Source organism: Halotalea alkalilenta DSM 17697, from assembly GCF_000621205.1.
Taxonomy (GTDB): domain Bacteria; phylum Pseudomonadota; class Gammaproteobacteria; order Pseudomonadales; family Halomonadaceae; genus Halotalea; species Halotalea alkalilenta.
The window spans coordinates 43,356-56,869 of sequence record NZ_JHYY01000030.1 but is presented as its reverse complement, the minus strand read 5'-3'; the positions used below and the strand labels follow the sequence as shown (position 1 = coordinate 56,869).

General features: G+C 66.5%; 13 protein-coding genes. 4 read left to right on the top strand and 9 right to left on the bottom strand.

What is annotated here, in order from left to right; genetic code table 11:
• Positions 1–5: 5 nt before the first annotated feature.
• Positions 6–1,643 (bottom strand): dihydroxyacetone kinase subunit DhaK, encoded by a 1,638-nt coding sequence (locus Q376_RS0106575; protein ID WP_043446531.1) that lies wholly within the window; start codon positions 1,641–1,643, stop codon positions 6–8.
• A 270-nt stretch (positions 1,644–1,913) separates the two neighbouring features.
• Here Q376_RS0106575 and tolQ point away from each other — a divergent pair, with 270 nt between their 5' ends.
• From tolQ to Q376_RS23975, 3 genes are read left to right on the top strand one after another with little or no spacing between them, the layout of a single operon-like run.
• Positions 1,914–2,618, top strand: coding sequence for a protein TolQ (tolQ, locus tag Q376_RS0106570; protein ID WP_027349650.1), 705 nt, complete (start codon positions 1,914–1,916; stop codon positions 2,616–2,618).
• Between the two features lie 12 nt (positions 2,619–2,630).
• The gene (gene tolR / locus Q376_RS0106565; RefSeq protein WP_027349649.1) at positions 2,631–3,062 is read left to right on the top strand and encodes a protein TolR; all 432 of its coding nucleotides are present in this window, start codon (positions 2,631–2,633) and stop codon (positions 3,060–3,062) included.
• Positions 3,063–3,073: 11 nt separating this feature from the next.
• A complete protein-coding gene (locus Q376_RS23975) occupies positions 3,074–4,183 on the top strand; it encodes an energy transducer TonB (RefSeq protein WP_155834180.1) in 1,110 nt (369 codons plus the stop codon).
• A gap of 69 nt (positions 4,184–4,252) precedes the next feature.
• Here the strand turns inward: Q376_RS23975 and Q376_RS21625 are convergent, their stop codons facing one another.
• The 8 genes from Q376_RS21625 to Q376_RS0106520 form a co-directional block, all read right to left on the bottom strand.
• Positions 4,253–5,041 (bottom strand): ABC transporter ATP-binding protein, encoded by a 789-nt coding sequence (locus Q376_RS21625; protein WP_052365011.1) that lies wholly within the window; start codon positions 5,039–5,041, stop codon positions 4,253–4,255.
• Positions 5,038–5,871, bottom strand: a complete 834-nt coding sequence (locus Q376_RS0106550) for an ABC transporter ATP-binding protein (protein ID WP_027349648.1) — start codon at positions 5,869–5,871, stop codon at positions 5,038–5,040. Before Q376_RS0106550 ends, Q376_RS21625 begins: the two co-directional genes overlap by 4 nt.
• Positions 5,868–6,782 carry a nickel transporter permease gene (nikC, locus tag Q376_RS0106545; protein WP_052365010.1) on the bottom strand — a complete coding sequence of 305 codons (915 nt, stop codon included), beginning with the start codon at positions 6,780–6,782 and terminating at the stop codon, positions 5,868–5,870. The genes Q376_RS0106550 and nikC overlap by 4 nt, the downstream gene beginning before the upstream one ends.
• Complete coding sequence (locus Q376_RS0106540; protein ID WP_043446527.1) at positions 6,779–7,849, bottom strand: ABC transporter permease; 1,071 nt, start codon at positions 7,847–7,849, stop codon at positions 6,779–6,781. Before Q376_RS0106540 ends, nikC begins: the two co-directional genes overlap by 4 nt.
• 3 nt (positions 7,850–7,852) lie before the next feature.
• A complete protein-coding gene (locus Q376_RS0106535) occupies positions 7,853–9,466 on the bottom strand; it encodes an ABC transporter substrate-binding protein (protein WP_043446524.1) in 1,614 nt (537 codons plus the stop codon).
• Between the two features lie 68 nt (positions 9,467–9,534).
• Entirely contained in the window at positions 9,535–10,599 is a 1,065-nt protein-coding gene (locus Q376_RS0106530) for a dipeptidase (protein WP_027349644.1), read from the bottom strand.
• 208 nt (positions 10,600–10,807) lie between these two features.
• Positions 10,808–11,620: an exodeoxyribonuclease III gene (gene xthA, locus Q376_RS0106525; RefSeq protein WP_027349643.1), complete on the bottom strand. Its 813-nt coding sequence runs from the start codon at positions 11,618–11,620 to the stop codon at positions 10,808–10,810.
• A complete protein-coding gene (locus tag Q376_RS0106520; protein ID WP_027349642.1) occupies positions 11,621–11,863 on the bottom strand; it encodes a hypothetical protein in 243 nt (80 codons plus the stop codon).
• Positions 11,864–12,121: 258 nt separating this feature from the next.
• Here Q376_RS0106520 and rhlB point away from each other — a divergent pair, with 258 nt between their 5' ends.
• Complete coding sequence (gene rhlB, locus Q376_RS0106515; protein ID WP_027349641.1) at positions 12,122–13,507, top strand: ATP-dependent RNA helicase RhlB; 1,386 nt, start codon at positions 12,122–12,124, stop codon at positions 13,505–13,507.
• The last annotated feature ends 7 nt before the right edge of the window (positions 13,508–13,514 follow it).

Here is a 13,514-nt window from a genome sequence, read left to right as displayed (position 1 = left end):
GCGGCTCAGGGCCGCGTGCCAGACTGCTGCGAGACGAGGCTCTCGAACACCCGGGCGATAGCTTCGGCACCCGGATCGACATGGCCCCGCTGGGCCGCTTCGGGTACCTGGGCGGCGCGCCCCGCCCGCGCCTGCATCGAGGCGGTGGCGTCGGCGCCATGCCTGGCGGCCTGCGCTGCGGCATCCAGACCGCCGCCTTCGTTCAGTGCGTGCAGCGCCGGGATCAGCGCGTCGAGTAGGGTCCGGTCGTTAGGTGCGGCACCGCCGTGCCACCGCATCCGCTCGACGCCGGTCTCCAGCGCTTCAAGCCAGTCGCCCCCCGCGGCCAGGCGTGCTGCACCGGCGGTGAGCAGAATCGACAGCAGCACGCCGCTCGACCCTCCCATCCTCGCCTCCAGCAGCGCCGCGACCGCACGCCATAGCGCTGCGTCTTCGCCACTCGGCAGGGTTCCTGCGTCGAGTGCCTGGAGCAGCGCCGTCGCGCCGGCGGCGAAGGTACTTCCAGCATCGCCGTCGCCGCTGTGCGCATCCAGCCGGTCGAGTTCGTCGCGCGACTCGATGAGGCGCTCGGCCACCGCGCGGATCAGCGCCTCCCGCCCGGCGTTGCGCCGGCCGAGGGGTTGCCGGTCGGGGGTGCTTCTGGCAGCGGTTCTGGTCTGCGCGGCATGCGGGGTGATCACGCCGGGCCAGGCCGGCACCCTGACCGGGGCTTCGAGCGCCTCGATCAGCGCGGGAGTGCTGTCCAGCAGCGTCAGCGAGAAGCCATGCATGTCTAGTGCGCTCATCAAGGGGGCTGCGCCGACCAAGCGGGCGATGCGCGCCAGGCCGAGCTGATCCAGCACCTCGCTGGTCAGCAGCGCGCGCTCTTGAGGGGAACAGCCGCCGAGGTCGTTGAGCAGTACGATCCAGCGCTGCTGTCCGCCGTTCACGGCGAGTGCGTCGAGCACCAGCGCTACGGCCTGCGCCGCGGAGGTTGGCGCGACGCTGCGCGCCCCTGCTTCGTTATGGATACCGAGCCCGAGCGCCGGTTCGCTTTCACGCACTGGCCTTCCTGGCAGTCGGGCCGCGCTGAGGGCCAGTCCGATCGTACGCATTCGCGCGGCCGCTTCGCGGGCGGCCCGGGCGACTTCAGCGAGGCTTTCGCCGCGCTCGGCATGAAAGCCCGCGATCTTGTGCACCAGCACCGTACCTGCGATGCCGCGCGGTTGAGCCGCCCCGGGGAGGGCGACATCGTCACCGACCAATACGATCTCCACCTCGAGACCCCGTTCGCGCGCTCGTTCGGCGGCGAGGCCGAAGTTGAGCCGGTCCCCGGTATAGTTCTTCACGATCAACAGGCAGCCGGCGTCCCCGCAGATCGCGCCTATCGCCTCGTCGATAGCGCTGACGCTGGGGGAGGCGAACAGATCGCCGATGACCGCTGCGGTCAGCATACCGTGGCCGACGAATCCGGCGTGGGCGGGTTCATGGCCTGCGCCTCCTCCCGAGATCAAGGCCACTTTGCCCGACTGCGGCGACCAGTCGTCGCGCATCAGCACTCGGCCACCGCTGCCGATGTCGAGCCGCGCCAGCGGGGCGGTGGCGAGCAGCGCTTCGAGTATCTGGTCGACCAGGGTCTCGGGGCCGTTGTCGAATGAATGCATCAGAGGATCTCCATCGCGGGTGAGTCGCCGGTCCTGGCGTGAAACGCTCAAGCCTAGCGCATCGACCTGCGCTTTGGACTCGGCTCTTGGTCTCGAGAGTGGCCGTGCTACACTATTTCGCGGCGTCGCTCGGCGCCGGTATCTGGCTGCGTCCGCCATGGGAGCTCTCCCTTCGTCGCGCCAGTATTGCCTCTCTGGGTCGTTTGATAATTGTTAGCATTTAGATTATCTTGCGCCCGTTACGTCGAACGTACATTACAGAGATTGACCATGAATGAAACGGTACCGGTAGAGCACTCGATGTCGATCGTCTCGCTGATCATGCAGGCCAGCGGGGTGGTGCAAGTGGTGATGGCGATCCTGATCCTGTTCTCGATCGTCTCCTGGGTGCTGATCTTCCGTCGCGGCGCTGCCATTCGTCGCGCCCATCGCGAGTTCGAGTCGTTCGAAACGCGCTTCTGGTCCGGGGTCGATCTCAACGAGCTCTACCGTGAAGTGCCGGAGCAGCCCGAGGGTGCAGCGCATCTGTTCCGCGCAGGGTTTCGTGAGTTCAACCGGCTGCTGCCGAAGTCCCGTGACGATGCATCTGTGCTCGCCGGGGTAGAGCGCTCGATGCGCGTGGCGCTCTCGCGTGAAGAGGCGCGTCTCGGGCAGCACCTGCCGATTCTCGCGTCGATCTCCTCGTCCAGCCCGTACATCGGCCTGTTCGGCACCGTCTGGGGGATCATGGGGTCGTTCCAATCGCTTTCCTACGCCCAGCAGGCGACTCTCGCGACCGTCGCTCCCTGGATCGCCGAGGCGCTGGTAGCGACCGCGATGGGGCTGTTCGCGGCGATTCCCGCGGTTATCGCATACAACCGCTTCACCTCGACTTCCGAGCGTCTGCTCGGCCGCTACGAGGATTTCGCCGAGGAGTTCTATTCGATCCTCTATCGCAATCTGCACAGCGGTCGAGTGCGCAAAGAAGCCGCCTGAGGAGTAGCCGCCATGCATGGACCCTTCAGCCGGCGCGGCAAGCGCAAGCTTTCCAGCGAGATCAACGTCGTTCCATTCATCGACGTCATGCTGGTGCTGCTGGTGATCTTCATGATCACCGCGCCAATGATGAACCAGGGTGTCGAAGTCGAGCTGCCGCAGGCCAGCGCCGAGCCGATCGATAGCGATACCCCGCCGCTGATCGTCTCGGTCGACAGCAACGGCGAGTACTACATGAGCCGCGACGGCGACAACACGCCGGTATCTCTGGAAAGCCTCGGTGCCCAGGTGCAGAGCGTGCTCGCCGAACAGCCTCAGACACCCGTGATGGTGCGTGGTGATCGCAACGTCTCCTATGGCCAGGTCATCACCCTGATGGCGACCCTCCAGAGCGCCGGAGTTCCCAACGTGGGATTGGTCTCCGAGCCAGGCTCCGGCAACTAAAGGCACCGAGAATGTCCCGTTACCAGCAACCAGCCTTGAGCGGTGGCCTCTTCTTCGGCCAGTTCGACGACGCAGAGCGCGCTCAGCCGCGCTTGTTGCTCGCTCCTCTTGGCGCGGAAGTTCCTTCCGGCATGGTGATCGATACTCGGCTGCCGGATGCGGGGATACTGGTGAGCGGCATCAGTCCGGCGGTCGATCGCAGCGAGGAAATTCCGCTCGAACGGGTGCCTGGGGCGAGCGATGGTGATATCGCAGCGCATCGCGGCGGTGCCAATGGCTGGGGTGCGCCCGCGATCGCCGGAGCGCTGCTGGTGCATGCAAGCGTCGTCGCACTGATGCTCTGGCAGGGCGCGACGGAGAACCAGATCGTCGTCGAGCCGCCGAGCGGTGGCGTGATCCACGCGACGATGGTGGAGGATCCCGCTATTGCCGAGGCCCAGGCGCAAGCAGAGGCCCAGGCCCTGGCGGAAGCCCAGGCCCAGGCGGAAGCCCAAGCCCAGGCGGAGGCCCAAGCCCAGGCGGAGGCCCAAGCCCAGGCGGAGGCCCAAGCCCAGGCGGAGGCCCAAGCCCAGGCGGAGGCTCAAGCCCAGGCGGAGGCCCAAGCCCAGGCTGAAGCGCAGGCGAGAGCCCAAGCGCAGGAACAGGCTCGCCAGCAAGCGCAGGCCAGGGCACAGGAGCAGGCGCGTGCGGCTGAGGCGCAGCGGCAGGCGCAGCAGGCCGAAGCCGCGGCTCGTGCCGAAGCTGAAGCCGCGGCTCGGGCGCAAGCCGAGGCCGCAGCGAGGGCCCAAGCCGAGGCTACCGCCCGCGCCGAGGCGAACCGCGCCGCTGCGGCGCAGGGCAACACGCCAGAGCGACTGGCGTCGCCGCCGGCTGCGACCAATCGGGTCGAACCCAACTATCCGCGGCTCGCGCTTTCGCGTGGATTGCAAGGGCGCGTGGTGGTGCGCTTCACCATTCGCCAGGATGGCAGCGTCGATCCCGGCTCGATCAGCGTGGTGAGTTCGAGCAGTTCGCTGTTCGAGCAGGCAGCGCTGGAGGCGATCGCCAAGTGGCGTTTCCAGCCGCGGCAGCGTCCCGGCATCGTCGAGCAGCCCATCGAGTTCCGACTGCAAGGGCGTTGAGCCGCGAGCCGGAGCACGCGCGTTCGCTTGGCATCTTCGACTACCCCGGCCCATGGCCGGGGTAGTCGTTCATGGTCGGGTGGCGGGGGTGTGGGCGAGGGTGTGGTCGGGGGCCTCGCGGACGAAGCCTCGGCTCGCGATCAGCAGCCGCTGGGTATAGTCGCTTTCGGCACGGCCCTGGCGTAGCGCCTGGACGTCGAGTTTTTCCACCTCCCGGCCGTCCCGCATCACACTGAGCCGCTCGCAGAGGTGGGCGACCACGGCGAGATCGTGACTGACCATCAGGTAAGTGAGGCCGTGCTCCGTACGCAGGCGTTCCAGCAGGTTGAGCACTTCGGCCTGCACCGAGGCGTCCAGCGCAGAGGTGGGCTCGTCGAGCAGTAATATGCTGGGTTCCAGGATCAGCGCTCGGGCGATCGCCACGCGCTGGCGCTGGCCGCCGGAGAGCTGATGGGGATAGCGATACCGGAATGCGTCACTCAGCCCGACGTCTGCGAGTACGCGGGCGATGCGTTGGTCCTGGTCTCCGACACGGTGGATCTGAAGCGGCTCGGAGAGCAGTCGATCGACGGTATGGTGAGGATGCAGCGACGCGTAGGGATCCTGGAAGACCATCTGCAGCCGCCGGCGCTGGGCACGCGCTCGGCGTGGCGAGAGGCGTTCGCCCTGGATCTCGATGTGGCCGGAGGCGATCGGCGCGAGGCCGACGATGGCGCGCAAGAGCGTCGACTTGCCCGAGCCCGATTCTCCCACCAGCCCGTAGGCGCTGCCTGCTTCTACCTCCAATGAGACCTCTTCGATCGCGGTGAAGTCGCCGTAGCGAACGCTGAGCCGGTCGATGGCGATCATCTTGCTCATTGCAGCCACTCCGCGCGTCGCTCCAGGGTCGGCAGCGGATGTCGTGGCCGGTCCAGCTGTGGCACGCAGTCGAGCAGGCCGAGGGTATAGGGGTGGCGCGCCTTATCCAGCCTGGCCGAGTCGAGGGTCTCCACCACCTGGCCTGCGTACATCACCAGCACCCGGTCGCAAAAGGAGGCGACCAGGCGCAGGTCGTGGGAAATCAGCACCAGTCCCATGCCGCGCTGGGTGACCAGGTCATCGATCACCCTGAGTACCTCGAGCTGCACGGTAACATCGAGCGCGGAAGTGGGTTCGTCCGCGATCAGCAGTTCCGGCTGGTTGACCAGCATCATCGCGATCATCGCCCGCTGGCCCATGCCGCCGGAGACCTCATGGGGATAGAGATCGAAGACTCGTTGGGGGTCGCGAATGCTCACCGCCTCGAGCATCCCGAGCGCTCTGCGCTTGGCCTCGGCGCGGGAGATCCTGCGCTGGGCGTGCAGCGCCTCGACGATCTGCTGGCCGATCCGCGCGACCGGGTTGAGCGAATACTTGGGGTCCTGCATCACCATCGCCATGCGCGCACCGCGCAATTTTCGCCGATCCGATGCCGCCGCCTGGAGCAAGTCGATGCCGTCGAAGCGCAGCCTCTTCGCCTCGATTCTCGCCTGGGGCGGCGTCAGTCCCATGATCGCCCGGCCGGTCTGGGATTTACCCGAGCCCGATTCGCCGACGATGCCCAGACGCTCGCGGCCTAGAGTGAAGGAGACGTCGCGCACGGCGGTGATCAGCCCGCGGCGGCTGGGATAGCGAACCGACAGGTTTTGCACCTCGAGCAGCGGTGTCATTCGCGCTCTCCTCTGGGATCGAGCGCGTCGCGCAGGCCGTCGCCGAGCAGGTTGAAGCCGAGGCTCACGATCAGGATCGCGACGCCCGGGGCCGCGGCCACCCACCATTGATCGAGGATGAAGCGGCGCCCGGAGGCGATCATCGCGCCCCACTCGGCCATCGGCGGCTGCGCGCCGAGGCCGAGGAAACCGAGCCCCGCGGCGGTGAGGATGATGCCCGCCATGTCGAGGGTCACCCTCACGATCAGCGAGGCAAGGCACAGCGGCATTACGTGGCGCAGCACGATGCGCAGCGGCGAGGCGCCCATCAGCCGGACCGCGGCGACGTAGTCGCAGTCGCGCACGCTCAGCGTCTCGGCGCGGGCGATACGCGCATAGGGTGGCCAGGAGGTGATCGCGATGGCGATCACCGCGTTCTGGATGCCAGGGCCCAGCGCGGCGACGAAGGCCAGCGCGAGGATCAGTTTGGGAAAGGCGAGGAAGATGTCGGTGATCCGCATCAGCACCGCGTCCACCCAGCCGCCCGCGTAGCCCGCGACGGTACCGACCAGCAGGCCGACCGGGGCGGCGAGGATCATCACCAGCGATACCACCATCAGCGTCGGGCGTGCGCCATGAATCAGCCGTGAGAGGATGTCCCTGCCTTGGTCGTCGGTACCCAGCCAGTGCGCGGTACTCGGCGGCAGCAGCCGCTGGCCGAGGCCACCGGTAGTGGGCGAGTAGGGTGCGATCAGATCGGCCAATAGGGCGATCGCGATCAAGGCGAGAATGATCGAAAGCCCCACCAGTGCCAGGCGGTTGGAGGAAAAACTCGACCACAGCTCTTTATAGCGGCGCAGTCTGGCCTGGCCCCTCGAGCGAGGCACTTGGGCGGTTGAATTCGCCAAGGCGGGCGTCGCGTGTTCGTTCATCGGCGTCGAGTCCTTGGGTCCAGGGTGCGGTAGAGCAGGTCGGAGAGCAGGTTGAGGCCGATGAAGATCGCGCCGATCACTACCGTTCCGCCGAGCACCGCGTTCATGTCGGCGTTCGCCAATGCGTTGGTGATGTAGAGTCCGAGTCCCGGCCAGGAGAATACCGTCTCGGTGAGCACCGAACCCTCCAGCAGGCCGGCATAGGAGAGCGCGATCACCGTGACCAGCGGCACGGCGGCGTTGCGCAGCGCATGGCGCCAGATGATCGTTCGCTCCGGGAGGCCCTTGGCGCGGGCGGCGACGATGTACTCCTGGGACAGCTCGTGAAGCATGAAGCTGCGCGTCATCCGGCTGATGTAGGCGAGCGAGAAGTAGCCGAGCAGCGCCGACGGCAGCGCCAGGTGCGAGACGATGTTGGCGAAGGCGCTCCAATCGCCGCGCAGCAGCGCATCGAGCGAGTAGATCCCGGTCAAGGGTGTGAAGGTGTACTCGAACACCACATCGATCCTGCCCGGCCCCGACACCCAGCCGAGCTTGGCATAGAACAGCAGCAGCGCGAGCAGGCCGAGCCAGAAGATCGGGATCGAGTAGCCGAGCAGGCCGACGACGCGCACCAGCTGGTCGATCAGGCCGCCTCTGCGTACCGCCGCCATTACCCCCAGTGGTACGCCGAACAGCACGCCGATCAGCGTGCCGTAGGTGGCGAGCTCGAGCGTCGCCGGGAACACGCGGAAGATATCGTCGAGCACCGGCCGGCTGGTCAGCACCGACTGGCCCAACTCGCCCTGCGCCACCCGGGCGACGTAGATGCCGAACTGCTCGATCAGCGGGCGGTCGAGGCCCATTTCGATCCGGGTCCGCTCGACCACCTGGGCCGAGGCACGATCGCCGACTACCGCCAGCACCGGATCGACCGGGATCACCCGGCCGATGAAGAAAGTCATCGCCAGCAGCCCGAGCAGGGTGGTGGCGAGCATCACGACGAAGCGCACCAGTGCGAAGAGCCGCCCGCGGGCGCGTCGCGGTCGGCTCAGCGCTGGCTGGAGCACTGCGTTCGGCCCAGCCATGGACTACTCCTTGCTGACGTTGTAGACGTAGTTGGTGTCGAACGATGGCCCAAGGCGATAGCCTTGCACTCCATCGGCGACTGCGGCGACCTCGGTCTGCTGGAACAGGATTACGTAGGGACTCTGCTCGCGAACCTTGCGCTGGAGGTCGTCATAGAGCGCGACGCGCGCAGCGGTATCGGACTCCAGCACCGCGGCGCGGGACTCCTCGGTCAGCTCGGGGATGTCCCAGGCGTTGCGCCAGGCCAGGGTGGAGACCCCTGAGTCATCGGCGTTGTCCGGGTTGCTGGCGAAGGTGTCGGCATTGGTGTTCGGATCCCAGTAGTCGACTCCCCATTGGCCGATGTACATGTCGTGGCTGCGCGCACGGTACTTGGTCAGCGTCTGCGCGCCGTCGCCGGGGATGATCTCGAGTCGCACGCCCGCTTCGGCCATGGTCTGCTGCACCGACTCGGCGATACCGGTGACCGGCTGGGTGTTGCGTACATCCATGGTGATCGAGAAGCCGTCGCCGAGGCCGGCTTCGGCGAGCAGCGACTTGGCTTTGTCGACGTCGAGATGGTAAGGCGACTCGTCGCTCGCGCCGAGCATGCCCTTGGGCAGGAAGTTCTGGTGGATCTCGCCGATGCCTTTGATCAGTGACGCCTGGATGCCGTCGTAGTCGACCAGGTACTTGAACGCCTCGCGAACCTGGGGCTTGGCTAACTCCGGGTTCTTCTGGTTGAGGCTGAAGTAGTAGATGGTGCCCTTGGGAGCGCTGATCACTCGCACGGTATCGAGGTTGGCGATCTGGTCGAGGTCGTTGGGCTGCAGGTTGCGGGCGACGTCGATGTCGCCGGACTGCAGCATCAGCCGCTGCGTCGCGCTCTCTCGTACGTTGCGATAGATCACCCGGGTGAGCTTGGCCTGTTCGCCGTGATAGCGCTCGTTGCGTTCGAGCACCAGGATCTCGTTGGGCCGCCAGTCACGGATGGTCATCGGACCGGAGCCGGCATAGTGGGTGCGCAGCCAGCCGTTGCCGAAGTCGCCGTCACGCGCTTCGGCCTCGACCAGCTGGCGGTCGACCACTGCGGCGACGTTGGCGGTCAGGCAGTTGAGCACGAAGCTCGGCGCATAGGCTTGGTCGGTCTCGAACACGAAGGTGCGCGCATCGGTGGCGCGCGCGCGCGATTCCACGTTCTCCGGGGTCAGGCCGAACTGGGTGAGGATGAAGGCTGGGCTCTTGTCGAGCTTCACCGCGCGCTGGATCGACCAGGCGACGTCGTCGGCGGTGATCGGGTTGCCCGAGGCGAAGGTCATGCCCTCGCGCAGGGTGAAGGTGAAGGTGCGGCCATCTGCGGAGACTTCCCACTCCTCGGCGAGGTCGTTGACCAGCTGCGAGGGATCGTCGATATCGAGGCGCACCAGCCGGTCGTAGCTGTTGCCGAGCATTTCGGCGGCGCTGATTTCGAAAGCCTCCGCCGGGTCCAGCCCGATGATGTCGTCGATCGCCCAGGCCTGGACCAGCGTATCGGGCGGTGTCGCGGCCAGGGCGCGCCCGGCGAAGGGCACGCTGAGCGTAGCGGCGATGACGAGGCAGGCTTGGAGCCGGCGCAGTTGTCCCCAGTCGATGGTCATTACGATGATCCTTGTGATTGTGTCGTGGTTGTAGAATCACTCGTCGTCACGATTGTCGCCAACGTCTTTCAGTCGCAGTGCCCCTGCCAGCATTCATCGAGCACGCGCAGCCAGTTGCCGCGGCAGATCGCCTCGAGCATGGCGGCGTCGTAGCCGGCGTTGGCGAGCGTATCGACCAGGTTGGGCAGTCCAGCGGCATCCTTGATCCCGGCGGGAATGGGGGCGCCATCGAAGTCCGAGCCCAATGCCACGCAGTCGATTCCGACCCGCTCGATCAGGTAGTCGAGATGGCGGCGCAGTACCTCCAGCGGAGTGTCCGGATTGGCCCGGGCATCGGCGCGCAGCATGGTGGTGGCATAGTTGAGCCCGACCAGCCCCCGGCGCTCGCGGATCGCGTCGAGCTGGCGGTCGGTCAGGTTGCGCGCCACCGGGACCAGGGCGTGGGGATTGGAATGGCTGGCGACCAGCGGTGCCTGGCTGAGCTCGGCGACGTCCCAGAAGCCGCGCTCGGTGATGTGGGCCAGGTCGATCATCACGCCGAGCCGGTCGCACTCGCGCACCAGCCGACGGCCGGCGTCGGTGAGCCCGGGGCCGGTATCCGGGCTCATCGGGAAGGCGAACGGCACGCCATGGCCGAAGGCGTTGTTGCGGCTCCATACCGGCCCCAGCGAGCGCAGCCCGGCGGCGTGAAACAGCTCCAACGCCTCGAGCCCTTCATCCAGCGGTTCGCAACCCTCCATGTGCAGTACGGCGGCGAAGACGCCGGCCTCGATCGACGACTCTACCTGGTCGACGCTGGTGCACAGTCGCCAGCCGCCCGCACGTTCTATGCGCTTGGCGATCGCGACGAAAGCGGTCGCCACGTCGAGCGCGCGGTGACGCTCCACCGCAGCGGCGAGGGGGCTTGCGTAGTGGCCATTGGCGTCGGGCCGGGAAGGGGCGAGGTCATGACGGTCGGAAGGAACGTAGATCGCGCAAAGGCCACCGACCAGCCCACCGCGCCGCGCGCGGGGCAGGTCGAGCTGGCCTTGGGGAGTTCCATCGATGAAGGCGGCGACCGGGTCGTCACCCTGATGGGCTAGCTGCCACAATCTGAGCAAGACATCGTTGTGGCCATCGAAGACTGGCTGCATCCCACTCTCATCCGCTGTTTATGTCGTTATCGTCACGGCGCCCGGTCGATACCGGCGATGAATCGACTATGAACCCAAGCGGGCCGATGGTGCAACCAGGGCGGCGGGGGCTGGCGAGCCGGTATGGGGATTCGGGTGGGGGCTGGGGAGCGGGGGGAAAGGAGCTCCGGCAGAGGACGATCCTTGCGGGCATCGTCCTCTGCCGGGGTCAACGGCGCAGTTCGGTCCAGACCGGTGCGTGGTCGGAGGGTCTTTCCATGCCGCGCAGAGGGTAGTCGATGCCGACGTCGACGACGTGGGGCGCGAGCGTCGCCGAGAGCATGATCAAGTCGATGCGCAGCCCCCGCTTGGGCTCGCGTTCGAAGCCCTTGGAGCGATAGTCGAACCAGCTGAAGCGGTCGTCGGACCGAGGGTGCAGGCAGCGATAGCTGTCAACGAGGCCCCACTGATGGAGCTTCGACAGCCAGCCCCGCTCCTCTGGCTGGAAGCTGGTCTTGCCCTCGCGCAGCCAGCGCTTGCGGGCGTCTTCGCCGATACCGATGTCCTGATCCTCGGGCGAGATGTTGAAATCCCCCATCACCGCGATGGCGTCGCCGGGCTGGTGACGGCGTTCCAGCGTTTCGCTGAGCTGAGCGTAGAACTGGCGCTTGTACGGATACTTGGTGGGGTGGGCGATGTTCTCCCCCTGGGGGAAGTAGCCGTTGTAGACGGTGAGTTCGCCGAATTCGCTTTCAAGACGCACCGCGATCATCCGCCGCTGGGCGTCCTCGGTGTCGCCGTCGAGGCCATAGCGAACCTCGAGCGGTGCCTGGCGGGTCAGCATCGCCACGCCATAGTGGCCCTTCTGGCCGTGGTAGTGGACGTGGTAGCCCAGCGCACGCACGGATTCGAGCGGGAACTCGTCGTCGTGAACCTTGGTTTCCTGCAGCCCGATCACGTCCGGGGCATGCTTCTCGACCAGTGCGGCGAGCTGATGAGGGCGGGCACGCAGACCGTTGATGTTGAACGATACGAGCTTCATTCAGCGACCGTCCCCCTCGTCGCTGGGTGGCGCACCGTGAACGTCGAGCGTCGGTGCGTCCTTTTGGCGCTCGAGCTTGCGTGCCGCCTGGAGCTTGCGCTGGTCGCGCTTCTTCTGCAGGTAGCGACGCGAGGACACGACCTGGTCGGGGTTCTCGTGACGCCACTTCTTGTAGTCCTTGCGGCGTCCGGTGCGGATCGTTACGCGATCGGCGATCGAACGGGTCTTTTTCCTGCGGGTCATCCAAGCTCTCTCGCTGGCCGGTGGTCGACAGACGCCCTTGGCGTCGACTGCTGTGCGTTGGTCGATGGGATTCTACCAATTCAGCGCATGCGCTGTCGCATTGGTCGACATCGTGCGCTCAGGGTGGGCTCTGGTACACTGAGCGCCCTGCGTGTGAGCGACACGCATCCCGTTGCCCGCTGTGCCGCGGGAGTTCGCGTCTCCACTTCCCGACCGAGGAGGTGGACCGCCCTTTGTCAATCAACCGATCGAGATGCCATGAGCGAGTCGGAAAAGACCTCACCGCCGACCCAGAGCGAAAATCACAAGCCCAAGCGCCGCCGTCGCAAGCCCCGCCAGAACGCAGCGGGAGAAGCCCGTCGCCAGCAGCGCGAGCGGGCACCGCGAGCTGCCGATGCGCAGGCTAGCGAGACGCCGGCCACGCAGGCCGCGCCGCCGACACCGTCAGCGAGCGCAGCTCCCGCTGTGCTTGCCTCGGTCCCGCCGCGGGCCGGGCAATGGCGATTCCAGGATTTCGATCTGCCCACCCCGCTGATGCGGGCGATCAACGATCTAAGCTTCCAGTACTGCACCCCGATCCAGGGGGAAGCGCTCAAGCACACGCTGCTCGGTGGCGACGTGGTCGGCAAGGCGCAGACCGGTACCGGCAAGACCGCGGCGTTTCTGATCTCGATCTTCACCTATTTCCTCGAAGAAGAGCGCCCGGACGGTCAGAAGCCCGGCGCGCCGCGCGCGCTGATCGTCGCCCCGACCCGGGAGCTGGCGCTGCAGATCGAGAAGGATGCTCGCCAGCTCGCCCGCTACACCGACCTTGAAGTGGTCAGTGCGGTCGGCGGCATGGAGTACCAGAAGCAGCAGCAGCAGTTGAAGAAGACCCTCGACGTGCTGATCGCCACCCCCGGACGGCTGCTCGACTTCCACCAGAAGCGCGACGTCGATCTTTCCCAGGTCGAGGTGCTGGTGCTCGATGAGGCCGACCGGATGCTGTCGATGGGCTTCATTCCCGACGTCAAGCGGATCATCCGCTCGACGCCGAAGAAGGAGGAGCGCCAGACCTTCCTGTTCTCGGCGACCTTCACCCAGGACATCCTCAACCTGGCCAGCCAATGGACCTTCGATGCCGCCTACGTCGAGATAGCGGCCGAGAGCCAGACCGCGACCAACGTCGAGCAGCGGGTCTACATGGTCAGCGACCGCGACAAGGTGAGGCTCCTGACCAACTTGCTCAAGCAGGACGAGCTCGACCGGGTGATGGTGTTCGCCAACCAGAAGTACGTCGTCCGTGAGCTCGACGAGACGCTGCGCAAGGCCGGCATCAACGTGGCCATGCTCTCGGGCGACGTGCCGCAGAAGCAGCGCATTCGCACCCTCGAGGAGTTCCGCGAGGGCAAGGTGGCGGTGCTGGTGGCGACCGATGTCGCCGGACGCGGCATCCACATCTCCGATGTCTCCCATGTGATCAACTACACCTTGCCCGAGGATCCCGAGGACTACGTCCATCGCATCGGCCGCACCGGGCGTGCCGGCGCGAAGGGCACTTCGATCAGCTTCGTCGGCGAGGAGGATGCCTTCGCGCTGCCGGAGATCGAGTCGTTCATCAAGGACAAACTGCCTTGCGAGCATCCGCCCGAGGGGCTGCTCTGAGCATGCA